Source organism: Vibrio sp. C8, assembly GCF_054051265.1.
The window spans coordinates 144,848-169,467 of the sequence record NZ_JBPAOE010000001.1 but is presented as its reverse complement, the minus strand read 5'-3'; the positions used below and the strand labels follow the sequence as shown (position 1 = coordinate 169,467).

Annotated in this window: 27 protein-coding genes; 18 read left to right on the top strand and 9 right to left on the bottom strand. The window is 42.8% G+C overall.

What is annotated here, in order from left to right:
- Positions 1 to 99 precede the first annotated feature (99 nt).
- The 4 genes from rsmS to dinG all read right to left on the bottom strand — a co-directional run bounded on the left by rsmS (position 100) and on the right by dinG (position 3,873).
- Positions 100 to 270, bottom strand: a complete 171-nt coding sequence (gene rsmS, locus ACRQQK_RS00815; protein WP_457509449.1) for a pleiotropic regulatory protein RsmS — start codon at positions 268 to 270, stop codon at positions 100 to 102.
- Positions 271 to 819, bottom strand: coding sequence for a primosomal replication protein (locus ACRQQK_RS00810; protein ID WP_457509447.1), 549 nt, complete (start codon positions 817 to 819; stop codon positions 271 to 273).
- Complete coding sequence (locus tag ACRQQK_RS00805) at positions 816 to 1,595, bottom strand: TSUP family transporter (protein ID WP_457509461.1); 780 nt, start codon at positions 1,593 to 1,595, stop codon at positions 816 to 818. The genes ACRQQK_RS00810 and ACRQQK_RS00805 overlap by 4 nt, the downstream gene beginning before the upstream one ends.
- A 202-nt stretch (positions 1,596 to 1,797) precedes the next feature.
- The gene (gene dinG / locus ACRQQK_RS00800) at positions 1,798 to 3,873 is read right to left on the bottom strand and encodes an ATP-dependent DNA helicase DinG (RefSeq protein WP_457509445.1); all 2,076 of its coding nucleotides are present in this window, start codon (positions 3,871 to 3,873) and stop codon (positions 1,798 to 1,800) included.
- Between the two features lie 511 nt (positions 3,874 to 4,384).
- Here dinG and ACRQQK_RS00795 point away from each other — a divergent pair.
- Positions 4,385 to 5,416, top strand: a complete 1,032-nt coding sequence (locus ACRQQK_RS00795; RefSeq protein ID WP_457509443.1) for a porin — start codon at positions 4,385 to 4,387, stop codon at positions 5,414 to 5,416.
- A 107-nt stretch (positions 5,417 to 5,523) separates the two neighbouring features.
- On the top strand, positions 5,524 to 6,192 hold the full coding sequence (locus tag ACRQQK_RS00790) for a YccT family protein (RefSeq protein WP_457509441.1): 669 nt from the start codon (positions 5,524 to 5,526) through the stop codon (positions 6,190 to 6,192).
- Positions 6,193 to 6,274: 82 nt separating this feature from the next.
- Here ACRQQK_RS00790 and ACRQQK_RS00785 read toward each other — a convergent pair whose 3' ends face one another.
- The 4 genes from ACRQQK_RS00785 to ACRQQK_RS00770 all read right to left on the bottom strand — a co-directional run bounded on the left by ACRQQK_RS00785 (position 6,275) and on the right by ACRQQK_RS00770 (position 9,407).
- Positions 6,275 to 6,742 carry a YchJ family protein gene (locus tag ACRQQK_RS00785; protein ID WP_457509439.1) on the bottom strand — a complete coding sequence of 156 codons (468 nt, stop codon included), beginning with the start codon at positions 6,740 to 6,742 and terminating at the stop codon, positions 6,275 to 6,277.
- Positions 6,743 to 6,806: 64 nt separating this feature from the next.
- A complete protein-coding gene (locus ACRQQK_RS00780) occupies positions 6,807 to 8,021 on the bottom strand; it encodes an EAL and HDOD domain-containing protein (protein WP_457509437.1) in 1,215 nt (404 codons plus the stop codon).
- A gap of 100 nt (positions 8,022 to 8,121) precedes the next feature.
- Positions 8,122 to 8,850, bottom strand: coding sequence for a UDP-2,3-diacylglucosamine diphosphatase (lpxH, locus tag ACRQQK_RS00775; protein WP_457509435.1), 729 nt, complete (start codon positions 8,848 to 8,850; stop codon positions 8,122 to 8,124).
- Between the two features lie 62 nt (positions 8,851 to 8,912).
- On the bottom strand, positions 8,913 to 9,407 hold the full coding sequence (locus ACRQQK_RS00770) for a peptidylprolyl isomerase (protein WP_042486635.1): 495 nt from the start codon (positions 9,405 to 9,407) through the stop codon (positions 8,913 to 8,915).
- A 145-nt stretch (positions 9,408 to 9,552) separates the two neighbouring features.
- On the opposite strand from ACRQQK_RS00770, the gene cysS reads away from it, so the two are divergent.
- The 16 genes from cysS (at position 9,553) to nadA (ending at position 23,775) form a co-directional block, all read left to right on the top strand.
- On the top strand, positions 9,553 to 10,935 hold the full coding sequence (cysS, locus tag ACRQQK_RS00765; protein WP_457509433.1) for a cysteine--tRNA ligase: 1,383 nt from the start codon (positions 9,553 to 9,555) through the stop codon (positions 10,933 to 10,935).
- 105 nt (positions 10,936 to 11,040) lie between these two features.
- Positions 11,041 to 11,562 (top strand): crossover junction endodeoxyribonuclease RuvC, encoded by a 522-nt coding sequence (ruvC, locus tag ACRQQK_RS00760; protein WP_042486630.1) that lies wholly within the window; start codon positions 11,041 to 11,043, stop codon positions 11,560 to 11,562.
- A gap of 125 nt (positions 11,563 to 11,687) precedes the next feature.
- The gene (ruvA, locus tag ACRQQK_RS00755) at positions 11,688 to 12,305 is read left to right on the top strand and encodes a Holliday junction branch migration protein RuvA (protein ID WP_042486627.1); all 618 of its coding nucleotides are present in this window, start codon (positions 11,688 to 11,690) and stop codon (positions 12,303 to 12,305) included.
- An 84-nt stretch (positions 12,306 to 12,389) separates the two neighbouring features.
- Positions 12,390 to 13,394 carry a Holliday junction branch migration DNA helicase RuvB gene (gene ruvB / locus ACRQQK_RS00750; RefSeq protein WP_457509431.1) on the top strand — a complete coding sequence of 335 codons (1,005 nt, stop codon included), beginning with the start codon at positions 12,390 to 12,392 and terminating at the stop codon, positions 13,392 to 13,394.
- A 459-nt stretch (positions 13,395 to 13,853) separates the two neighbouring features.
- A complete protein-coding gene (cydA, locus tag ACRQQK_RS00745) occupies positions 13,854 to 15,440 on the top strand; it encodes a cytochrome ubiquinol oxidase subunit I (RefSeq protein ID WP_457509429.1) in 1,587 nt (528 codons plus the stop codon).
- Positions 15,441 to 15,455: 15 nt separating this feature from the next.
- A complete protein-coding gene (gene cydB, locus ACRQQK_RS00740; protein WP_457509427.1) occupies positions 15,456 to 16,592 on the top strand; it encodes a cytochrome d ubiquinol oxidase subunit II in 1,137 nt (378 codons plus the stop codon).
- A 12-nt stretch (positions 16,593 to 16,604) separates the two neighbouring features.
- Complete coding sequence (cydX, locus tag ACRQQK_RS00735; RefSeq protein WP_000270285.1) at positions 16,605 to 16,712, top strand: cytochrome bd-I oxidase subunit CydX; 108 nt, start codon at positions 16,605 to 16,607, stop codon at positions 16,710 to 16,712.
- Positions 16,705 to 17,010: a cyd operon protein YbgE gene (ybgE, locus tag ACRQQK_RS00730; protein WP_457509410.1), complete on the top strand. Its 306-nt coding sequence runs from the start codon at positions 16,705 to 16,707 to the stop codon at positions 17,008 to 17,010. The genes cydX and ybgE overlap by 8 nt, the downstream gene beginning before the upstream one ends.
- 169 nt (positions 17,011 to 17,179) lie before the next feature.
- Positions 17,180 to 17,587, top strand: coding sequence for a tol-pal system-associated acyl-CoA thioesterase (gene ybgC / locus ACRQQK_RS00725; RefSeq protein WP_167411041.1), 408 nt, complete (start codon positions 17,180 to 17,182; stop codon positions 17,585 to 17,587).
- Positions 17,577 to 18,260 carry a protein TolQ gene (gene tolQ / locus ACRQQK_RS00720; RefSeq protein ID WP_457509408.1) on the top strand — a complete coding sequence of 228 codons (684 nt, stop codon included), beginning with the start codon at positions 17,577 to 17,579 and terminating at the stop codon, positions 18,258 to 18,260. Before ybgC ends, tolQ begins: the two co-directional genes overlap by 11 nt.
- A gap of 3 nt (positions 18,261 to 18,263) precedes the next feature.
- Positions 18,264 to 18,707: a protein TolR gene (gene tolR / locus ACRQQK_RS00715; RefSeq protein ID WP_457509406.1), complete on the top strand. Its 444-nt coding sequence runs from the start codon at positions 18,264 to 18,266 to the stop codon at positions 18,705 to 18,707.
- Between the two features lie 14 nt (positions 18,708 to 18,721).
- On the top strand, positions 18,722 to 19,792 hold the full coding sequence (gene tolA, locus ACRQQK_RS00710; RefSeq protein ID WP_457509404.1) for a cell envelope integrity protein TolA: 1,071 nt from the start codon (positions 18,722 to 18,724) through the stop codon (positions 19,790 to 19,792).
- A 14-nt stretch (positions 19,793 to 19,806) separates the two neighbouring features.
- Positions 19,807 to 21,159 carry a Tol-Pal system beta propeller repeat protein TolB gene (tolB, locus tag ACRQQK_RS00705; RefSeq protein WP_457509402.1) on the top strand — a complete coding sequence of 451 codons (1,353 nt, stop codon included), beginning with the start codon at positions 19,807 to 19,809 and terminating at the stop codon, positions 21,157 to 21,159.
- 28 nt (positions 21,160 to 21,187) lie between these two features.
- Positions 21,188 to 21,730 carry a peptidoglycan-associated lipoprotein Pal gene (gene pal, locus ACRQQK_RS00700; protein ID WP_042486596.1) on the top strand — a complete coding sequence of 181 codons (543 nt, stop codon included), beginning with the start codon at positions 21,188 to 21,190 and terminating at the stop codon, positions 21,728 to 21,730.
- Positions 21,731 to 21,746: 16 nt separating this feature from the next.
- Entirely contained in the window at positions 21,747 to 22,523 is a 777-nt protein-coding gene (ybgF, locus tag ACRQQK_RS00695) for a tol-pal system protein YbgF (protein ID WP_457509400.1), read from the top strand.
- A 190-nt stretch (positions 22,524 to 22,713) separates the two neighbouring features.
- Entirely contained in the window at positions 22,714 to 23,775 is a 1,062-nt protein-coding gene (gene nadA / locus ACRQQK_RS00690) for a quinolinate synthase NadA (RefSeq protein ID WP_102986875.1), read from the top strand.
- Between the two features lie 87 nt (positions 23,776 to 23,862).
- On the opposite strand, the gene ACRQQK_RS00685 is transcribed toward nadA, so the two are convergent.
- The gene (locus ACRQQK_RS00685; RefSeq protein ID WP_457509459.1) at positions 23,863 to 24,435 is read right to left on the bottom strand and encodes a UPF0149 family protein; all 573 of its coding nucleotides are present in this window, start codon (positions 24,433 to 24,435) and stop codon (positions 23,863 to 23,865) included.
- Between the last annotated feature and the right edge of the window lie 185 nt (positions 24,436 to 24,620).

Sequence of the window (24,620 nt, the reverse complement as noted above, 5' to 3'; positions counted from 1 at the left end):
TGTACGTTTACCTATTGATTTCATGACATTCTCCAATTGGTTACTGGAAAAGTGTCAACCTTATTTAGGACGGGTCAATTTCAATAAAAAGAGCGCTAATTAAGCGCTCTTTTCCTTTTTTAACTTAGCTTGAAAATCGGACTTTACGATTTCTAACGCAGCGAGAACAACTTTTGTGTTGACGTTATTGGATTCCAGAAGATAAATAAGATCAACGGCAAGTTTGATTTCATCCGGAGCATTTTCTAAAGAGGAGCTGGTGTCATTCATTTATTGATTCTTCTCTCTAAAGGTAATCTGTTTTTCGATTTTTGTTTTCGCTTCCTGACAGCGTTTAAGCCTCTGTTCCGCTGCGAGCAAGGCTTGCTGGGCGGTTGTTTTATTGCTTCCAAACGCGCCATCAACAGCCACTTGCTTATCTTGAACTAGGAGCATCAGTCTTCGTTCCCAGTCTTGGTGTTGTGCGAGATCCTGATACAAATCGCTGATTGGCTTTCTGGTGTCTCTGTAATACTTTGGTTCTTTCTTACGAATAGCTTGGGTCGACATTTCGCGCTGAATCGCACTAATCTGCGCAAGAAGGCGTTCGGTTAGATATTCTGCTCGAAGTTGAGTTAGCTTCCCTGCATTTTGCTCTCGGAGAATGGCATTCAATGTGCTCTCTGTTTCTATAACACACGGAGTCAACAGTTTGCCGTGACAATGAAACAAGGTGTCATCAAATAATGGGCGATAGTGTTCGCCTCGAGTTCGGTCGATGAGTGCAGCCGTAGATTTAAGCTCTTCAATGATGGGATTTAATCTGGATAAGTCTTTCATAGCGTTACAAACCAAGCATCAAAAGCAAGTTTTACCGCAAGTATACTAACTACGGTGACAAATACAGGGCGAATGAATTTAGCACCAAAGCGAATCGCGGAATGCGCACCGACAAAAGCGCCAGCCATTAAACAAACGCCCATGGTTAAGCCGAGTACCCAGTCAATATGACCTAAAATAGCGAAAGTGATCAACGATGTCAGGTTGCTAGTAAAATTCATTGCTTTGGCTAAACCCGATGCCAACAGAATATTTAATCGATAAAGCGCCATGGAACTTACAGTCCAAAATGCGCCTGTTCCTGGGCCAGCTAAGCCATCGTAAAACCCTAAACCAAAGCCTTGCAAATATTGCTTAGTATTGAATTTCTTACATCCAGCAGGCATTTCATTTTGTACAGTTGTAGGAGCTTTATGCCAAACCGTATAAATTGCAGCGGCAAGAATGATCAAAGGAAGCACTTTTTGTAACCAGTCGGTACTGATAGCATCAACGACAAGTGTACCCACAGTTGCACCGATTAGCGTCATAACAAAAGCACGCAGCCAGTACTTGGGCTTGAATAGCTTCTTTCGGTAATAAGTCAATGCAGCGGTGGAAGATGCAAAAGTCGCTGCAAGTTTATTTGTACCCAATGCAATATGTGGAGGCAATCCTAAAGAAAGCAATGTAGGGACAGTTAACATGCCACCACCGCCAGCAACAGCGTCGATAAACCCGGCGATAAAAGCCACTAAAGCCAACACGACCAACATGGTTGGTTCGACTAATTCAATCAAAAATACGATCCTGAATTCTATTTTTTAAAATGATAAGTAGGGAAGGATATACCCAAACTATAGGGGCTGCAGTTAGGCAGCAAGCGAATGAGACCTCATAAGCATATTTTACTGTTTATTCACAGGTAAATCGTGATTAATGCGAATTGATAGAGTTAATTCCCTGCTATTTCATATAGCAAGAGAATTGCGATGCTATTTAATACTCGATGGTTCGCTTAAATGGGGGAAGGGAGTCTAACAACGCCTTTCCGTATCGTTTTGATACCACTCTGCGATCAAGTATCACGACTCTACCAGAATCCTTCTCTTTACGCAGCAAACGTCCTACTGATTGGATAAGCTTTTTGCTTGCCTCTGGTACTGAAATTTGTAAAAACGGATTACCGCCACGATGCTCAATATACTCAGCGTGCGCTTGCTCAACAGGTGAAGTTGGGACAGCAAACGGGATCTTGGTAATAATCAGGTTTTCCAATAAGTCGCCCGGTAAGTCTAATCCTTCGGAAAAACTACCAGTACCAAATAGCACGCTTGTTTTTCCGCACTGCACGAGCATTTTATGTTTTTTTAGAATTTCTCCGCGAGATTTTTCACCTTGAATTTGAAGCGTCCACCCTTTTTGAGTGATGGTTGACGACAACTTTTCTGCGACTTCTTTCATTTGCCAATAAGAAGCAAACAAAACAAGGTTGGCTTTATCAGCAACTAGATACTCTTTTACTTTATCGGCAAGATAAGGAGTAAAGTCTTTGGCTGGTGGTTCAAGTTTCATTACAGGTACTAACAACTCTCCCTGCTCTATATAGTTAAACGGTGACGCCAGTGAGAGAAATTGAACACCATCTTCAGGTTTTTCACTGATGCCTGCTTGGCGGCAGAAAAAACTGAACGAGTTGAGAGCCCGTAATGTCGCGGATACCAGAATAGCGCCAATACAACGGCTCCAAATTTGCTGATCTAGCTGCCAACCGATCTCTAAAGGGGAAACGTGAACGGTAAAATCACCTTCACGTTCATTATGAGTCTGTAACCAACGAGCGAGCGGTGCGCCTTTTTCCCGTTTAGGTTCCGCCATTAAGTTCCATACTTGGTACAAGTTCTCCAAACGCTGAATATAGAAGCCCAGCTCCGTCAATGCAGGTTCAGCTAAACGAGAAGCAAGTTCGCCTTCCTTTACTTTCTCTGCAATCAAATCTGCAATTTTCGCAACACTTTGATTGGCTTTCTGGCTTTGACGTTTTAGATGCTTTGATTCTTCTTCCAGCCACTGAGGCAAATCGCCGTGCTCAAAGCGATAAATGTTTTCTTCAAAAGAAGCGGGGTCAAAGCGCTGGGTCAGCTGGCTTAATCCCGGAATTAACTCTTGGATTGCGGTTTGTGCTTCATCTAAAAAGCGCGATGCCCTTTTCGCTTCAGCGAGATTGCTCAATTTAGGTAAAGTGCGGTTGAGACTTTCAAGCCAAGAGGCTGCGCCTTTTAACGAAGTTGCGGCTGAAGCGTGATCCCTAGCAACATGAGGAAGGTGGTGTGCTTCGTCAAAGATGTAAATGGTGTTTTCAGGCTCTGGCAGTATTATTCCGCCTCCTAAATCAGCGTCTGCCATTACTAAACTGTGGTTTGCGATAATTACATCCGCTTTATCTAACTCTGATCGAGCTTTTTGGAATGGACAGTGTCGGTGAGCCGGAAAACTGCCATTGCAGCTGTGTTTATCGCTGACAATAGAATTCCAGATTTCATCGCTGACCGTTTTAGGCCAGGAATCTCTGTCCCCATCCCATTTTCCTCTATTAAAGGCGTCAAACATGTTTTCTAACATGTTTATGTCAGCAGCCTTAGGCTTGGTTTCAAACATTGCGAGTTGAGCACCGTCTGCGCCTGAAGCCGCAGCCAACTTTTCAGCACAACAATAGCGTTGGCGACCTTTAGCAATAATAAAAGTAAAACTCTGATCAGTGATTCGTCTATATAAAGGTAAATCTTTGTGTACAAGCTGCTCTTGTAACGCAACTGTGGCGGTGGATACCACAATTTTACGATTATTGGAGATCGCGACAGGAATCACTCCCATTAGATAGGCGAGTGATTTACCAATTCCGGTACCAGCTTCGGCTACCATCATTCGCGTTGACTTGTGATAACTGCCACACAATGTCTTTGCAATTTCTGCAACAAGAAAGTTTTGTGCTCGGCGAGGAACGAAATTATCGAGCTGATTTTGCAGGTTTTGGTAACTACTGCGGATCGATTGTTGGATTTTTTTTGTAAGCATAACGAGCCCTGCGTGACGGGAATCGCATGTTAGCACAGTTTACAAATCCTACGTAGCTCACGAATTTGCATCATTTTAAGAGGAATATAGATCTCCTTCACAAAAAAAAACTGAACCTTCAGGAACTTAAATTTAATTCACAAAATAAAAAATATAAAACTTAACAATATTGCTGATGAGTTTATTTAATCCTGTATTGTTGGTCTTTATAATTATATTTAAGAGTATTATTCTGATTTGGCTGTTTGTGAAACGTTTACATTTTTATGAATATTTCAATACACGCTGTTCGATAAATGTGCGCTTTTTTGATTAAGTTAATGAATTTTAAATGATTTATTTATTTTTATGCGAGCAATTTAGAGTATTTGACACGCAGGATATTCTTTTGCAATCTAAACCTCGAAATTTAGTGGCGGTAGGAACTAACCGAAGAGTTGGTCACTACCATCAAAAATAAAAGGGAACCGGATAAGGATTTCCCACATTTAAGAAAAGGCAGTGGATTACTATGAAAAAGACTCTATTAGCACTAGCAGTTCTTGCAGCAGCAGGTTCAGCACAAGCTGGTATCGAAATCTATAACAACGAAGGTGTTACAGTTAACCTTAAAGGTGACATCGAAGTTACTTACCAAAATTCAACTTCTGCAGCTTCTATGAGCCAACAAATTGAAGATGCTGATTTCGGTTTTGACGTGCGTTACGCAATGAACGACCAAGTATCTATTGGCGCGTACTGGGAATTTAACGGTTCTGAGTCAAATAACGCAGAGTGGACAAAAAATGGCGATAACTATGTAGCCCTTTACACTGCTGACTTCGGTTCTGTAAAACTAGGTCGTCTATGTACTGCTATTGATGATATCGGTATTGGTAACGATTACCAGTTCGGTATCAACTCATTCTTCTCTAAGGATTCTTTTGAGTGTGCTGATGAAGCCGTTCGTTATGATTATGACAACGGTTCGTTCTACGCAACTTTGGGCTATGTACAAAATAAAGTAAAAGCAACAAACACTGATGGTGTTATCGATGATAACGCTTCCAACCAAGGTTCTGAAGGCGATTACATTGATGGTTATGTAGGTGCACGATTTGCTGGCTTTGATGTGAAAGCTATTGTAGCTGACTATGACAGTGACCGTGAAGTTTCAGAACTTGATTCAGATGGCAAATCTCTAGCAATTTCAAACACTCTATTTGGTCTAGAAGCGGCTTATAGCGGAGTTGAAAACTTAAACCTATCTGTTGGCTATTACACAGTTGACCGTACACAAGGTACTGCTAAGCAAGATAATGATACTTGGGCTCTAGCTGCAGATTACACTGTAGGCAAAGTAGTGTTTGGTACTGGTTACTCTCAGTCTGAGTACGATGCAACAGACGAAGAGCGTACAAACATGTTCGTAAACGTTGGTTACAAAGTGCTTCCAGCGGTTACAGTTTACGGTGAAGTTGCTAAACAAGAGAAAAGCGGCACTGGTGTAACTGCACTGAACAACGAAAATCTAGCTGCAGTTGGTGTTACAGCTTCTTTCTAATTTCGTAAGAAATTGAATATATTTAAAAGCCACCTTATGGTGGCTTTTTTACTACCTAAATGTTAGTAGTAAATACCTATAAAATTAGTGTAATTAAAGGTAAGTTAATGAAGAAGACATTATTGGCTGTTTTGGCTTCAGCCCTTTGCTTTAGTAGTAGTGCTTTGTACGCAGCGACAATTACTCCTACTCCAGGTGTATCTATCCTATACGTCAATGGGCAACCTGCGGTAGATCAGTTGTCGGAAAATCAACTTAACGATGGTTTTAACCAAGTGGTTGTGCGAATGGATAAAAATATGGCACCTGCTGGAGCGAGTAGCTCGGATGTCTTTACTTCAAAACCATACGTTTTAAATATTGAAAATGTGCATGGTGATTTAAAAATTGCTCATCCTCAAGCTCGTAGCAAAATGGAAGCAAACAAGGTTTTTAAATCTGACCAACCAAATTGGTTACTTGAGCAGGATGGAAAAGCAATTAGTTACAAGCAAGAAGTTCTAAAAGGTAAGTCTGGGTTATTTCCTTATCTAGGTATGGATAAGCTGATTGCGGAACATAACCAATCTCGTGGTGTTTACTTTAAGAATGGTCAGGTTGTTGATCAGCCAGTAGCAGTACAAGTTGCTACGGTTACTGCAAACTCAGCCGCAAGCGATAAAGCATCTAAACCCCAAGTCATTACCAACAATGTCGAGCAACTCAAAGCTTGGTATTTACAGTCATCAACTGAAGAGCGTAAAGCGTTCCGCCGTTGGATGATTGATCAAGAGTAATTTTAAAAACGCCAGTCTTTAGACTGGCGTTTGCTTTATAGCGGTTTGGTACTTTATTTCTCACAAAACGAAGTGGGTAGATTTAGCCGCAGCACTTTTTATACTTCTTACCACTGCCACATAGGCATGGTTCGTTACGGCCGATTTTCTTAGCTTCAGAAGAGGTAGGAAACTCGCCATCAATATAAAACCACAAGCCATCTTCACGGACAAAACGCGAACGTTCTTCTAAACACAGCTCTTTACCTTGGTCCGTCAAATATGCTTTAAAATGGACGAAGCCTTCGCTGGCCGTTGTCCCATTTGCACTATTGATAACTTCTAATCTGCACCAATCACTATTGATGGAATCTGCAATCGCGGCACGGTCGATTTCAGCATTGCAAGAAGGGTGATACGTATTCACAACGAAATCTACTAAGCCGAGCACATGAGCGCTATAGCGAGCTCTCATCAATTGCTCTGGCGTATGTGCTTGGGCATGGTCAGTGTTAATAGGCTGGCAGCATTCTGAATAAGGTTTTGCGTTACCGCAATAGCAGTTGTTCATAAGATGATAGGGATGAAAATGGCCTCAAATTGAGGCCAAGTTTAGGGATGTATAGATTAAAAGTCTAGATATCGACTTGTAGAAGATCAGCACTCCATTGAAGTGCTTCATCATAGCTCTGACTTAACACCTCATCGCTTAGTTCTAAACTGATTCTCAATTCAGAGACCTGTTCCCAATCTGCGTGCTCATAAGCTTTTGACAGGGATAAAATTTTACCTAATGCCCCTTCACCCTTGGTTAGTGCAATCTTCACGACTTCGTCGATGTGAATGAGCTCAACGATACTTTCTATAGGTTGGTCTAACAGACAGTCAAGCAACGAAAACATTCCGGTAAGGAATGCAAGATCTGCATCATTATGTTGCCCACTCTTGCTCCATGCTAACTGACAAAAACGAGCGCGTTGAATAGAAAGACCATAGAGATAGTTGGGCTTAGAGCTGTCAGTTGATGCTATAGCTACAAGCGAAATAAACTGCCTTAGTCGTTGTTCACCCAAATACACCAGCGCTTGCTTAAATGACTGAATCTTTGAGCTAACGATAGCTGAAGCATTAACGAAAGTGAGTAGCTTATAGGATAGAGAGAGATCTCGTGCTATCAAAGATTCTAATTCCTTGTAGTCTATCTCTTCTTTCGCTATCTCTTTACACAACTGGACTATGGTTAAAAACGTTGGCTGCAAAGCTTTGCGTTGGATGATCTCAGGCTTACTAAAGAAATAACCTTGAAAATAGTCAAACCCAGCTTTTTTCGCTTGCTCAAATTCATCATAGGTTTCAACTTTCTCGGCTAAAAACTTAATTTTTGAACCTCGCAGTTTACTGATGAATAGACCCGCTTTTGCGATAGGGACGATGCGAATATCAAATTTGATGAAAGAGACATAAGGTAAAAAAGGCTGCCACTCTTTACTTGGTACAAAATCATCTAGAGCGATTCTATAACCTTGTGTAGCCATCTTTTTAATTGCATCTAACAACTCTGAGGTTGGCTCGCAATCTTCTAGAACTTCAACCACTAAACTGTCTGACGGGAAGAGAGTTGGTACAAGGTTCACTAAACTTTGATAAGGGAAGTTCACAAAGCCGACGTGATTACCCAGAGTTTGATAATGGGTCGAAAGGAAATGATCCGAAAGCAGCCTGCTGGTTGCTTTATCGGGGTCAATTTCTGGAAACGTGTTCTTCGGCCCATCTCTGAATAGCAATTCATAACCGAAAGTTTTTCGGTCGCTATCTAATATAGGCTGTCTAGCGATATATGAGTACTTCAAGGCTTTACCCTAACTCCATTTTTGGTGTGCCAATTATATCAATATAAAATCGATTTATTGTGCACATCCTCAAATCCCTCTGAGACATCGGTCACCAATTTTATGATGCAAATTTTCTGTTTTGCAATTCATACCCTTGTTGCGAATAAACAAGGACAGAGCCTTGTGTGTACCAATCGCCTAAAACAATGCGAGTCTTTTCCTCGCCTTCCGCTGAAATCTTATGGATGTTTGGCCGATGGGTGTGTCCGTGAATCATGGTATTTACCTGATGCTTTTCCATCACTGCTAAAACTTCGCTGGGTGTCACATCCATAATAGACATTGATTTGTTGCTTTTATCGCTGCTGGTATCAGATTGGATCTTTCTTACAATTCGGGTTTTGATACAGAAAGGTAGGCGATTGAAAAACCATTGTAACCACGGTTTATGCACTTTCTCTCTGAATGCTAAATAGCGCACGTCTTCTGTGCACAATGTGTCACCATGAAGTACCACGACTTTATCACCATAAAGATCAATGACTTGTTCTTCATCGAGCAGAGTGACACCTGTTTGTTTAGCGAATCTTTTCCCAACCAGAAAATCACGGTTGCCGTGTGAGAAGAATACGGGAATGCCTTTGCCAACTAGTGTCTTAAATTCGCTTTTAATCTGCTCTGCGAAGTTGGTTGGGTCGTCATCCCCAATCCAAAAATCGAAAAGATCGCCTAACACATAGAGAGCATCTGCCTTGATGGCATCTTCACGCATAAAAGAGATAAAACAATCGGTAATATCTGGGCGCTTAGGAGTGAGGTGGAGATCTGAAATAAATAATGTATGCATAGGAAGAGTATTTTATGTTGGGTTATAGACAGTGGAGCGCATATCGCGCCCCACTTTAAAGATTACTCTTCGATAGTTGTGCCAGTGATGACAACATCTTCTAGTGGTACGTCTTGGTGCATACCGTAAGAGCCAGTGCTTACACCTTTAATTTTGTTTACTACATCCATGCCTTCTACAACTTCAGCAAAAACACAGTAACCCCAACCATCTAGGCTTTCTGAACGGAAGTCTAGGAATGTGTTGTTGTTTACGTTGATGAAGAATTGAGAACTTGCAGAGTGTGGTTCCATAGTACGAGCCATTGCAAGAGTGCCTACTTTGTTGCTTAGGCCGTTGTTTGCTTCGTTACGGATAGGTGCGCGAGTCTCTTTTTCACGTAGACCAGAAGTCATACCGCCACCTTGGATCATGAAGCCGTCGATAACACGGTGGAAAAGTGTGTTGTCGTAAAAACCGTCACGGCAGTACTGTAAAAAGTTTGCGCTAGTTTCTGGCGCTTGCTCTGTATTCAGCTGAACTTTAATGTCACCAAAGTTTGTATGAAGGGTGATCATGTGCATTACCTTTGCTTGTTTTGTATGAGTATTGGATTTTAGCTTAACTTTTTGCTCATTCAAAACATCAAATGGATGACCTAGCGATAACAGAGTTGTTATACTGCACAACTATTTTGGTTTTAACGGTAATTAGATAGAGATCATGCTGAAAATATATAACTCACTAACAAAACAGAAAGAGGAATTTAAACCCATTACTGCTGGTAAAGTCGGCATGTATGTCTGTGGAGTGACCATATATGATCTTTGTCATATCGGACATGGCCGTACATTCGTTTCATTTGATGTGGTTGCTCGTTACCTTCGCTACTTGGGTTACGATTTAACATTCGTTCGTAATATCACTGATATCGACGACAAAATCATTAAGCGCGCCTCTGAGAATCAAGAGTCATGTGATTCACTGACTGAACGCCTGATTCAAGAAATGTACACAGACTTTGATGCGCTAAACATCAAACGCCCTGATATTGAACCTCGTGCAACGGCTTATATCCAAGAAATCATCGAACTGGTTGAACGTTTAATTGAGCGTGGTTTTGCTTATGTTGCGGACAACGGTGACGTGATGTTCGAAGTAAGCAAATATGATGAATACGGTAAGTTGTCTCGCCAAGATCTAGACCAACTGCAAGCCGGCGCTCGTGTAGATATCGAAACAGCAAAACGTAGCCCATTAGACTTTGTACTTTGGAAAATGTCTAAGCCGGGAGAACCGACTTGGGAATCGCCATGGGGACCGGGTCGCCCAGGTTGGCATATTGAATGTTCAGCGATGAACTCTTCAATCTTAGGTAATCATTTCGATATTCACGGTGGTGGTTCTGACCTTATGTTCCCACACCACGAAAATGAAATTGCACAGTCTTGTTGTGCGCACGGTACTCAATATGTAAACACGTGGATGCACAGTGGCATGGTGATGGTAGACAGAGAAAAAATGTCAAAATCACTAGGCAACTTCTTCACCATTCGTGATGTATTGAACCACTACGACCAAGAAACTGTACGCTACTTCTTGATGTCGGGTCATTACCGTAGCCAACTGAACTACAGCGAAGAGAATTTGAACCAATCGCGTGCTTCTCTTGAGCGTTTATATACTGCACTTCGTGGTTTAGACATGAACGCGGCTGCGGCGGGTGGTGAAGAGTATGTTAGCCGCTTTACTGCTGCGATGAATGACGACTTCAATACACCTGAAGCTTATTCTGTGCTGTTTGATATGGCTCGTGAAGTGAATCGCCTTAAGAATGAAGATATGGCCAACGCGAGTGCTCTTGGGGCATTGATGCGTGAACTTGCAGATGTGATTGGTATTTTGTACCAAGACCCAGAAGCTTTCCTAAAAGGTGGTCAAGGTGACGATGATGAAGCAGCAGAAATTGAAGCTTTGATTAAGTTACGTAATGACTCTCGCGCTGCGAAAGATTGGGCAAATGCGGATTTGGCTCGCGACAAGCTTAACGAGATGGGTATCGTTCTAGAAGACGGTCCAGCAGGAACAACTTGGCGTCGTAAATAATTCGTTTTAGGTTTTAGATTGTGGGCGTAAGCCCACTTTCTTTATCTAGATTATTGTCCTTTTCTAGACTCTTTTTAAGTTACTCAAATTTTAAAATGGCACTGAATGTCGATTATTTTAGGGATTGACCCCGGCTCCCGAATAACGGGCTATGGCGTAATCAAACAACAAGGCAGACACCTTTATTATTTAGGCAGTGGCTGCATTCGCACCTCAGAGAAAGATCTTCCCACGCGCCTAAAGCAAATCTATGCAGGTGTCACCGAAATCATTACCCAGTTTCAACCTGATGTATTTGCTATCGAGCAAGTCTTTATGGCGAAGAACGCTGACTCTGCACTCAAGCTAGGTCAGGCGAGAGGTAGTGCTATTGTTGCAGCGGTAAACGCAGACCTTCCGGTTTACGAGTATGCAGCACGTCTAATCAAACAAGCGGTTGTCGGCACTGGTGGTGCAGACAAATCCCAAGTTCAGCATATGGTTCAACAGATGTTGAAGTTACCTGCAAAGCCACAAGCGGATGCAGCCGATGCGCTGGGAGTTGCTATTTGTCATGCCAATACCAATAAAACATTGATAGCTCTGGCTGGTAAAGCGACAGGGGCCAGAAAGGGGCGCTATCGATAAGGTTTGAATTCTCGCTGGCACAAAAGAAAGTGTGAGAATTTCCTTACCTATCTTTTACTGGCTATATATCCAGTTATTTATTATCATCTTTGCCATTACAAATTTCCCAACCAAAGGAATCTCAAGTGATTGGACGTCTTCGTGGCACTCTAATAGAAAAGCAACCACCAGAACTATTAATTGAAGTTGGCGGCATTGGTTATGAAGTGCAAATGCCTATGAGCTGTTTCTATGAACTACCAAACATAGGTGAAGAAGCCATCATTTATACTCACTTTGTTGTCAGAGAAGATGCACAGCTTCTTTACGGTTTTAATACTGTTAGCGAACGAGCACTCTTCCGTGAAGTGATTAAAGCAAATGGGGTGGGTCCTAAAATGGGCTTGGGTATTCTGTCTGGTATGACGGCATCTCAATTTGTCTCTTGTGTTGAGCGAGAAGACATTTCAACTCTGGTTAAATTGCCAGGGGTCGGTAAGAAGACGGCCGAGCGTCTAGTGGTTGAAATGAAAGACCGATTGAAAGGCTGGGGGGCAGGAGATTTGTTTACGCCTGCAACTGACGCTGCTCCAATCGATTCTCGACCGAATGTACAAGAGCAAGGTGCAGAAGACGAAGCGGTAAGCGCTCTGCTCTCATTAGGCTACAAAGCACCACAAGCGGCTAAAGTCGTGTCTCAAGTTGCTAAACCGGGGATGACCAGTGAGCAACTTATTCGTGAAGCATTGAAATCCATGGTTTAGAATGTTTGGTTTATTGCGGACGTGTTTTATCTTAGAAGTGTTGACACATAAGAACGACGAAGAGCAGACGTTAGGAAACTATATATGATTGAAGCTGATCGCCTCATTGCTCCAATGAACCCTTCATTTAAAGATGAAGAGGTGATTGATCGTGCGATTCGTCCTAAGAAATTGGCCGATTATCAAGGTCAGGATCACGTTCGTGATCAAATGGAAATTTTTATCAAAGCTGCGCAAATGCGTAGTGAAGCTCTCGACCATCTGCTGATATTCGGCCCTCCCGGGTTGGGTAAGACCACACTAGCAAATATTGTTGCTAATGAGATGGAAGTGAATATCCGCACCACTTCTGGTCCTGTGCTTGAAAAGGCGGGTGACTTAGCGGCACTGCTCACCAATTTGGAAGAGAACGATGTGCTCTTCATTGATGAGATTCATCGCCTTAGTCCTATGGTTGAAGAAGTTCTGTATCCTGCAATGGAAGACTATCAACTGGATATTATGATCGGTGAAGGGCCTGCGGCTCGTTCTATCAAAATAGATTTGCCTCCATTTACGTTAATCGGGGCAACAACCAGAGCGGGTTCCCTAACCTCTCCGCTAAGAGACCGCTTTGGTATTGTACAACGCCTTGAATATTACAAAATTGCTGACTTGCAACATATTGTGCAGCGCAGTGCCAACTGCCTAGGCTTATCTATGGATAGTGAAGGTGCGTTGGAAATTGCCCGTCGAGCACGAGGAACACCTCGTATTGCTAACCGTTTACTACGCCGTGTTCGTGATTATGCGGAAGTGAAGGGTAATGGACACATATGTGATGACACCGCAGACAAAGCATTGAATATGCTGGATGTCGACAATCAGGGCTTTGACTACATGGATAGAAAGCTGCTTCTCGCCATTATGGAGAAGTTTTCTGGTGGCCCTGTTGGTCTTGATAACCTTGCAGCTGCAATAGGTGAGGAGAAAGATACCATCGAAGATGTTATAGAACCGTATCTAATTCAACAAGGTTATTTACAAAGAACTCCGCGTGGACGTATTGCTACTGACCGTGCCTATCTGCATTTCGGTTTAGTTAAATAAAGTTACAATTGTGGTTGATTAAATTGTAGACACACGCTTTGTGATTGATGTCACATTTCAAAAATCTTAAAAGGTTATAAAGGGTTATCATAGTTTGTTGGCTTGTTAATTCTTTGTTGCTCAATATCTGCCTCCTTCGGCTATTTTTACCTAACGCTAACAATAAATATCAGTTTCTGTTGATCTGGGTCATTTTGTTGTTCTGTTGTATAAAATTCACGCAATAAAATTGATTTAAGTCAAAGCGCTTTTGTACGAGAAATCTTTTGAATCGTAGGTTTTTTCTCAGTAGTATTAGCTCAAGCTATATTAGCTGTTACTTAACAATTAACTAACCACAAAAGCACATAAATGCAACAACTAGCTGTTAAATAGCAACAAATAGACGCTATCCTTAACAGGTGCTGTGTTGTTGTAATATGTCATAAGGTGTCATTCAGCCGGCACAAAGGAGTTACTATGATTGACGTAGTTGATCTGTCGCGGTTGCAGTTCGCACTGACAGCGATGTATCACTTCTTGTTCGTTCCATTGACTCTTGGTATGGCTTTTTTACTAGCCATCATGGAGTCTCTATATGTAATGACTGACAAGCAGATCTACAAGGACATGACTAAGTTCTGGGGTAAGCTTTTCGGTATCAACTTCGCATTGGGTGTGGCAACAGGCCTGACAATGGAATTCCAGTTTGGTACTAACTGGTCTTATTACTCTCACTACGTAGGCGACATTTTTGGTGCTCCTCTTGCAATCGAAGCCTTAGTAGCGTTTTTCCTAGAATCTACCTTTGTTGGTTTGTTCTTCTTTGGATGGGACCGACTCACTAAGCGTCAACACTTGGCGGTTACGTGGTTAGTTGCACTAGGCTCGAACTTCTCTGCACTGTGGATCTTGATTGCTAACGGCTGGATGCAAAACCCTGTGGGTGCTGAATTCAACTTCGAAACCATGCGTATGGAAATGGTGAGTTTTGCGGAAGTTGTATTCAACCCAGTAGCTCAGGTTAAGTTTGTTCATACCGTGGCTTCTGGTTACACAACGGGTGCAATGTTCATTCTTGGTATCAGTTCATACTACCTATTGAAAGGACGTGATGTTGCTTTTGCTCGTCGCTCTTTTGCTATTGCTTCATCATTCGGTATGGCGGCTATTCTGTCAGTAATCGTACTGGGTGATGAATCAGGTTACGAAGTTGGTGAGGTTCAGAAAGTGAAGCTGGCTGCTATTGAAGCGGAATGGCATACAGAACCGGCTCCAGCAGCGTTCACCATGTTTGGTCTTCCAAACCAAGAAACCATGCATACAGATTACGCAGTTAAGATTCCATATGTAATGGGTATTATCGCGACTCGTTCATTTGATACTGAAGTAAAAGGTTTGCGTGACCTTCGTGATGAACACGTTGATCGCATTCGTAACGGTATGTATGCGTATGAACTTCTAGAAAAACTTCGTGCTGGTGATAAATCATCAGAAAACATGACGGCATTTGATGAAGTGAAAAATGACCTAGGTTATGGCTTGCTGCTTAAACGCTACACAGACAAAGTTACTGATGCAACTGAAGATCAAATTCAGGCAGCGGCAGATGACTCAATTCCAACAGTATGGCCTCTGTTCTGGTCATTTCGTGTGATGGTGGGTGTTGGCTTTATCATGCTGTTTGTATTTGGTATGGCATTCGTACAGACATGTCGTCAAAAAATCGAACAGAAACCTTGGGTTCTTAAAGCGGCACTGTTTAGTATCCCGCTACCTTGGATTGCAATTGAAGCTGGCTGGTTCGTGGCTGAATATGGTCGTCAACCATGGGCTGTTGGTGAAATCTTACCAACTAACGTTGCAGCTTCTGCGTTAAGTGCGGGTGAAATCTGGACTTCTCTGTTCGCGATTTTGGCTCTGTACACAATATTCCTGATTGCTGAAGTATATCTAATGGTTAAGTTTGCTCGTAAAGGTCCTAGTAGCCTGAAAACTGGTCGTTACCATTTTGAGCAAGACGCTAACTCTGTAGAAGACAAAGTTAGTCGCCAAGTAGAAGCATAAGCAAGGAGAGAACACATGTTTGATTATGAAATCTTGCGACTAATCTGGTGGGTACTAATTGGTGTATTGCTGGTTGGTTTCGCAATTACAGATGGCTTTGACATGGGCGTTGGCGCGCTAGTCCCGGTTATCGGCAAAAGCGACAATGAACGTCGTGTAATGATTAACTCTATCGCTCCTCACTGGGATGGTAACCAAGTTTGGTTAATCACAGCGGGTGGTGCTTTGTTTGCTGCATGGCCTTTGGTTTATGCAACGTCGTTCTCTGGTTTTTACCTAGCGATGATTGTGACTTTGGCTGCGCTTTGGTTGCGTCCACTTGGTCTTGATTATCGTTCAAAAATCGAAGAGCCAAAATGGCGCAATGCATGGGATATCTGTATCTCAATCAGTGGTTTTGTTCCACCAATCATTTTTGGTGTGGCATTTGGTAACTTGCTACAAGGTGTACCATTCCAACTGAATGATTTCCTGATGCCAACTTACCATGGTTCATTCTTTGGTCTGCTAAATCCGTTTGCACTTCTGTGTGGTCTAGTCAGCTTGTTCATGATCCTTCTACAGGGCGCTTCTTGGCTACAAATGAAGACCACTGATGCGGTTCATGCGCGTGCACGTGGAGTGGCACAACTTATGGGGCTGTTAACGACAGTTGCATTTGTTGCGGCGGGCTTCTGGGTACAAGGTATTGAAGGTTATGTTATTGCTGGTGGTATTGATGGCAATGCAGTCTCTAATCCTCTAAACAAAGAAGTCGTGCGTGAAGTGGGTGCTTGGATGAACAACTTTGAGCAATATCCGTTAATGTGGGCTGCGCCTGCATTAGGTGTGGTAATGCCACTACTTGCCGCTTTAGCTTCTCGTTTTGAGAAAGGTGGCTTTGCGTTCTTAGCTTCAAGCTTAGGTAACGCAGGTGTTATCTTCACGGCTGGTTTGGCTATGTTCCCATTTGTAATGCCATCAAGCTTAGATCCGAAGAGCAGCTTAACCATGTGGGATTCGACATCGAGTGAACTGACTCTGAATCTAATGACGGGTGTCGCATTTGTAATGGTGCCAATTATTCTGGCTTATACTTCATGGACTTACTACAAGATGTTTGGTCGTCTTGACAACAAGTTCATTGAAGAAAACAAGAACTCACTTTACTAAGGAGCAAACATTATGTGGTACTTTGCATGGATTTTAGGCGTATTACTCGCTTGTGCATTTGGCATCATCAACGCTCTTTGGTTAGAGCATACTGAAATGATGGATAAAGATAGTGAATAACTTGTCGACGCAGGTTGCCAAGTTACACTCTCCAATGGATAAAGCCTTATTCAAGGCTTTATCTTTAGTTCTGGGTTTCTATCATCTGTTTTCTATTATGTGGAACCCAGAATCTTACGCTGAAAGTATTGGTGGTTTTAATGCCATTGTAGCCCCATTGATCATTTGGGCTATGTGCTCAAGTATGGTGTATGGCGTAGGGTTTAAACCACGTTTTTGGGTCTGGCAGCTATTGTTTAGCCCTTACATTTCACTTCCGATACTGATTATTTTTACTGGGATACGACTTCTCGCTTAAGTAGTTGAAATTGCAGTTGGTGAAGAATTAAACGAATTAGCGCTTTCTCTTTGAGGTAGCGCTAATTTTTTTGACACTCTGTTACGAATTACCTCATTACCCCTTGTACTATCGACAACGAGTTGCGTTATAGTAAAACCTCATTCGGTAAATCAATTAATCCAAAATTATGAAAGCGTTTCATTGGCCAATCACCATTTACTACGAAGATACGGATGCAGGTGGTGTCGTTTATCATTCGAACTATCTCAAATTCTTTGAAAGGGCTCGTACGGAAATGTTGCGTGCTATAGGTGTCTCCCAACAAGTTTTATTGGAACAACGTATAGGATTTGTTGTCAGACATGCCGACATCGATTTTATACAAGGCGCGCGATTGGATGAACAGCTCAACGTTGTCACGACTATTTCAGAGCTAAAGAAAGCCTCGCTAATATTCTGTCAGGAGCTCGTCAATCCTGATAACAAGGTGTTGTGTAAAGCAATAGTTAAGGTAGCATGTATCGACAATGAGAAGATGAGACCTAAGGCCATGCCTCAATTAATTATTTCGGAGTTAACCAACAGTGCAAGCTGATATTTCAATTCTCGACCTTTTCCTTCAGGCCAGTTTGTTAGTCAAAATGGTCATGCTTATCCTTTTGGGAATGTCGATTGTTTCGTGGGCGATGATCATCAAACGTCATAAAATTTTATCAAAAGCTACCAAGGATGCTGAAGCGTTTGAAGACAAGTTTTGGTCAGGTACAGACTTAGCTGTTCTTTATCAAGATGTGAAAAAGCGCAAAGATGAAATCATGGGTACAGAAGAAATCTTCTATTCAGGTTTCACAGAATTTGCTCGTCTACGTAAAACGAACTCTGACTCACCTGATTTCGTTATGGAAGGTACAGGTCGAGCAATGCGCGTGTCTGTGGCTCGCGAAGTAGAAGAATTAGAAACAAACTTGCCATTTCTAGCAACGGTAGGTTCTATCAGCCCTTATATCGGCTTGTTTGGTACGGTTTGGGGTATTATGCACGCGTTCATTGCATTAGGTGCAGTAAAGCAAGCAACATTGGCAATGGTTGCGCCAGGTATCGCTGAAGCGTTGGTTGCAACAGCAATGGGTCTGTTTGCAGCAATTCCAGCGGTAATGGCATATAACCGTTTAAGTAATACAGTTGGCAAGCTAGAGCACTCTTACGCAACGTTTTCTGAAGAATTCCATAGCATTTTACACCGTCAAGCAATGGCGGGTAGGGAATAATCAATGGCCGGTTATCAGCCAAAAAAGCGTAAACTCACTGCTGAAATCAACGTTGTACCTTACATCGACGTTATGTTGGTATTGCTAATCATCTTCATGGTTACATCACCGTTTGTTACGCAAGGTGTCGATGTAGAGTTACCCAAAACATCAACGGCTAAACCAGCATCTGAGATGGCTGGCGATAGTGATGCGAGCTTTATCATTGTAGAAATTGATAAAGAAGGTAACTTAGGCTTGAGCGTCAACAATGAAGAGGTGCAGCGAGGACTGTCGCTACAAGATGTTATCGTCAGAGTGAAAGCAGAACTATCACTGAAGCCAAACTCTCCGGTTGCCGTAGGTGGTGATGCTGCCACACCGTATGCAGAAGTGGTACTTGTGTTAGATGAATTAAGTCGAGCCGGTATACCAAAAGTCGGGTTGTTAACGGATATCAAGGAATAGGCTTAACATCGTTCATGAAAGATCATAAGTCGAAAAAGAGTTCATATACCAAGCCGATAGCGATTTCTGTCGGCCTTCATGCAGTTTTGATTGTCGCTTTGCTTTGGGGGACGGACTTCACTATGTCCAAACCTGAACCTTCTGGGCAAATGGTGCAAGCGGTAGTGATCGACCCAAATTTGGTCAAGCAACAAGCGGATAAAATCCGTAGTCAGCGCGAAGCCGCATCTAAAAAAGAACAAGAACGTTTGGATAAGCTGCGCAGGGAAAGCGAGCAGTTAGAAAAGAATCGTAAAGCGGAAGAAGAACGCATTCGTAAGCTGAAAGAACAGCAAGTGAAAGAAGCTAAAGCTGCGAGAGATGCTGAGAAGCGTCGTCAAGAGCAAGAAGAGCAGCAAAAGATTGCTGCAGAGAAAGCGCGTGTAGCAAAAGAACAAGCGGCGAAAGCAGAAGCAGAACGTAAAAGCAAAGAAGAAGCGGCGAAGAAAGCAGAAGCTGAGCGAGTAGCGAAAGAGGCCGCGGCAGCGAAAGCAGAGCAAGAAAGAGTAGCAAAGGAAAAAGCAGCTCAGGAAGCTCAAGAAAAAGCCCGTCGTGAACGCGAGGCTGCGCAGAAAGCTGAACAAGAAAGAATAGCGAAAGAAAAAGCGGCAAAAGAAGCGGCTGAAAAAGCGAGACTAGAGAAAGAACGAGCAGAAAAAGCAAGACTAGAGCGTTTGGAACAGGAAAAGGCACTGAACAGTATCTTTTCAGGCTTAGAAAGTGAAGCTCAGCAGAACACCTCGGCTCGTTCACAATACGTAATGAGTGAAGCGGAACGTTGGGGCGCAATATATACCCAGATGATTCAACAAAATTTATTACTGGAAGACAGTTTTAAAGGAAAAGAATGTAAGGTGAACTTACGTTTAATTCCAACAGGTTCAGGCGCAATAGTAGGTGAGTTATCGGTTATGAATGGTGATTCTCGACTATGTTCTGCAACAAGACGTGCGGTAGCGCAAGTTGGAACATTTCCATTACCGAAAGACGACTCTGATGTTGTCGAGAAACTGAAAAATATTAATTTAACCGTAGTACCAGAGTAAAAAGGATAAAGCTTGTGTTTAAGCGATTGATTTTAGGATGTGTACTTGTCATCACAAGTAGTCTGCAATTTGCCAATGCAGCGTTGGAGCTGGTTATTACCGATGGTATTAACTCTGCGCGCCCAATAGCTATTGTTCCATTCAAATGGGAAGGTTCCGCTCCGTTACCACAAGATGTTTCGGCTGTTATTTCATCAGACCTACAAAGAAGTGGGAAATTCAGCCCAATTCCTACAAGCAAAATGCCGCAAACTCCGTACACTGAAACACAAGTGAAGTTTGATGCTTGGACCAGTATCGGTGTCGATGCGTTGCTTACAGGAAGCATTACCCAAAATGCTGAAGGTAACTATGTTATCAATTATCAACTAGTAGACGTTGTACGTGGGCAACTGACTCAGGGGCAAGGTAAAGCGTTGAGTTCAGATGGCCAGTTGGTTCTTTCTAAAGATCATGTACTGTTCAACAAGGTTGCGACCGTACCTGCGAAACGACTGCGTGAATACGCGCATCGAATTTCAGACCTTGTCTACGAACAACTCACTGGAGAAAAAGGTGCATTTTTAACTCGTATTGCCTATGTGGTCGTGAATGATAAAGACCAATACCCATATCAATTACGTGTTGCAGATTACGACGGTTACAACGAAAGATTGGTTCTTCGTTCTAAACAGCCTCTAATGTCACCTTCGTGGTCGCCGGATGGCAAAACACTGGCTTACGTTAGTTTCCAAAATGGTCAGGCAGAAATTTATCTGATGAACATTTACACCGGAACTCGTGAAAAAGTGACGTCATACCCACGTCATAATGGGGCACCAAAATTTTCTCCTGACGGAAAACAGTTGGCGTTAGTACTGTCCAAAACAGGCAGTCTACAAGTGTACACCTTGGATTTGGCTTCCCGTAAGCTGACGCAAATAACGAGTGGTCGCTCAAATAACACGGAGCCATTTTGGCATCCGAATGGTGAGTCGCTCATATTTACATCAGATCGGGGTGGTAAACCACAGATATATCAAGTAAATTTGTCAGACCGTGCAACGACGCGTTTGACTTGGCAGGGCAGCCAAAATTTAGGCGGTCAGATTACTCCGGATGGTCGATTCCTCGTTATGGTGAATCGTTCAAACTCTGGCTTTAACCTGGCAAAACAAGATTTGGAAACGGGATCAGTACAAGTTCTTACAAAAACTTTGCTTGATGAGTCTCCAAGTATTGCGCCGAATGGTGGTATGGTTATATACAGTTCCATCTACAACAAGACCAACGTATTATCGATGGTCTCAATAGACGGAAGATTTAAAGCTAGATTACCGGCAACCAACGGACGTGTACGCGCTCCTGCCTGGTCTCCGTTCTTATAGCGAAAAATACAAAATAAAGGAAAACAAGATGCAACTTAATAAAGTTCTTAAAGGGCTACTAATTGCGCTACCTGTACTAGCAGTGACAGCTTGTAGTTCAAGCGATGACGCAGCAAGCAACGCTGGTTCAGAAACAACTAACCAATCAACTTCAGGTTCAGCTAACCAAGTTGACACAACTGTTGTTTCTCCAATGGATCAAAACGGTCAGCTTTCTGAGCAAGAGCTTAAAGAACAAGCTCTACGTGAAACTTCAACAATTTACTTCGCATTCGATAACGCAACTATCGCTGGCGACTACGAAGAAATGCTAGCGGCTCACGCAGCTTACCTAAGCAAAATGCCAAGCCTTAAAGTAACTATCGAAGGTCACGCTGATGAGCGCGGTACTCCAGAGTACAACATCGCACTAGGCGAGCGTCGTGCGCAAGCAGTAGCTAAATACCTAGAAGCACTAGGTGTTCAAGCTGACCAAATCTCTATCGTTAGCTACGGTGAGGAGAAGCCTCTTCTTCTTGGCCAATCTGACGAAGTATATGCTAAGAACCGCCGTGCAGTTCTAGTATACTAATTCGGGGATGAACCTCATGTTCAGTAACTTAAAGCGCGTGATCACGCTTACGTTACTGGCAAGTGCAGCGAACAGTTCGTTCGCTGCACCAGCTCCAGTATCTGATCTCAGCAATAATTCATCTAGCCAAGCCTCTTCTACTCGAACAGCTTCTTCAGAATCGGAAGTTCAGCGATTAGAGCGTCTGCTTGAGAATCGTGCGCGCCTCCAAGTGCAAATGCAGCAACAGCTAGACAATATGGCTCTCGAAATTAATGAATTACGTGGGCAGATAGAAAAAAATAACTACGATATGCAGCAGATGTTACAACGCCAAAGGGAGTTGTTTGTCGAGCTTGACCGCGTTCGTGGTGAAATGAAAAAGCCTGCACCTGCGGCGGCAGCATCTAACGATGAAGACGTACCTCAAGGTACATTCAGCAGTGACGCTGATGAACAAGCGGCCTATCAAAATGCCGTAGACCTAATTCTGAAGAAACGTGACTACGCTGGCGCGATAGCTGCTTTTCAACAATTCCAAAAAGATTATCCAAACTCAAATTTTGCTCCTAATGCGCATTATTGGTTAGGACAATTGTATTTTGCTAAGAAACAAGACAAAGAAGCTGTGACTAGCTTTGCTGCTGTGGTTTCTTATCAAGATTCTAACAAGCGAGCGGATGCTTTAGTGAAGTTAGGTGATATCGCTAGCCGAAATAACAATGCTGCTCAGGCTAAAAAGTACTACCAACAAGTGGTTGATGAATATCCAACCAGCGCTTCGGCGAAAGTTGCCAGTGAAAATCTGAAATAATAAAAATTAGATGATAGAAAAGAGGTTGCCAAGTGGCAGCCTCTTTTTCCTTTAACAATTATCTATCGCAACGAATATTGCTTATAGGTGACTAAACCTCCTGTCGTTGTTCAAAAGAATCATTTTTGCCTATCTATTCTATGTCGGTGTACAATGCCCGGACTAAAGGAAGTTGCATAGAGCATGAGCAATGAGCCATATATTAGATAAAATCGATACGGTTTACCCATTCCCTCCAAAACCGATTCCATTATCGGCGGAAGAGAAGCAAACCTACCTTGCGAGTATTAAAGAGCTGCTGAAAGAAAAAGACGCAGTCTTAATCGCGCATTACTACACTGACCCAGAGATTCAGGCCCTTGCGGAAGAAACAGGCGGTTTTGTTGGTGATTCTCTGGAGATGGCAAAGTTTGGTAACCGCCACCCAGCAAGCACTTTGATTATTGCTGGCGTACGTTTTATGGGCGAGTCTGCGAAGATTCTTACCCCAGAAAAACGTATTTTAATGCCAACATTAGAAGCAGAATGCTCGCTTGATCTAGGCTGTCCTGCTGACAAGTTTTCCGAGTTTTGCGATGCGCACCCAGACCATACTGTGGTTGTGTACGCGAACACTTCTGCAGCTGTAAAAGCGCGAGCTGATTGGGTAGTGACGTCGAGTATTGCTCTTGAGATCGTAGAGCAACTTGAATCAGAAGATAAGAAAATCATCTGGGGACCAGATCGCCATCTTGGCTCTTATATCGCGAACAAAACTGGCGCAGATATGCTGCTTTGGCAAGGCGAGTGTGTGGTACACGATGAGTTTTCAGCAGATGCACTGAAGAAGATGAAGAGCCTTTATCCTGAGGCGGCAATTTTGGTGCACCCAGAATCACCTTCAAGTGTTGTTGAACTGGCTGATGCAGTAGGTTCTACCAGCCAGTTGATCAAAGCAGCGAAAGAACTTCCGCATCAGAAAATGATTGTCGCAACAGACAAAGGCATTTTCTTCAAGATGCAGCAGTTGGTTCCTGAGAAAGAACTGATCGAAGCGCCAACAGCAGGTGCGGGTGCAACTTGTCGTAGTTGTGCGCATTGTCCTTGGATGGCAATGAACGGCTTAAAAGCGATTGAAAAAGCATTAAAAGATGGTGGCAGCGAACACGAAATTTTTGTTGATGAAGATTTACGTGTTAAGTCTTTGATCCCACTAAATCGTATGTTGGATTTCGCAGAGCAGCTTAATATCAAGGTTAAAGGTAACGCTTAAGCGCGGCTACCAACTCATTGATACGCAAATTAAAATGAAAGAAGCCAGCATGATGCTGGCTTTTTTGTTTCTCATAGAAGATGTTTACTACTGAGCTTCAGCGAGAGCAACACCGCGCTGAGTTAAGCCGCAGAGCATGACTGGGATCGCAGCGTAGATCTCTTCAAACTGATCTAAGCCTTCCATACCTTGTTCGTTTAAAGTCGTCAATGCTGTCTCTGGATCGTAAAGCATACTGAGAGAAAGAAGAACGCCGCCCAGTAGAGCATTATCTTGGCTCTCTTCAGGCATTAGCACTTCCCAGTCATCACGGGCAAGCTGCCAACCCTGCAGTAGACCTTCACAGAAATCACGTACTGAATCGGTAACGATTTCCTCTTCGTCAAGGTCATAACCTTCAGGCCAAACCCAAGTACCTTCTAGAAACGAAGAGCGATACTGGTTCCACATATCAATAATATGCTGGATGTATGTTTCTAGCTGCTCTCCATCGCTAAAAGGCGCAACTTCTTCGCCACCCCAAAGAAAAGGTAACCATTCTTGCGGTGGAAGAATGTTTGGCGCACAGGCCATTGCAGCAACAAAACCACGTGACTTCGCTTCGTTGAGCAACTTATCTTCAAATTCAGGTTGGGTAAGGATATCGTGTAAGGTCAAAATAAGGTTCCATACTTCACTTCAAAAATTGGCACTATCTTACCTTTAACCGCCTTTTGATGCGAGTTCACAAAAGCCCCCCCGTTTTTTAACAAACAAAATGCGGTTTGGATTAACATTTACAGCCCGTAGTAGGTAAATTCCCATATAATTTCACTATACTGTTGTTAAAGGATTTTTTATCAAGG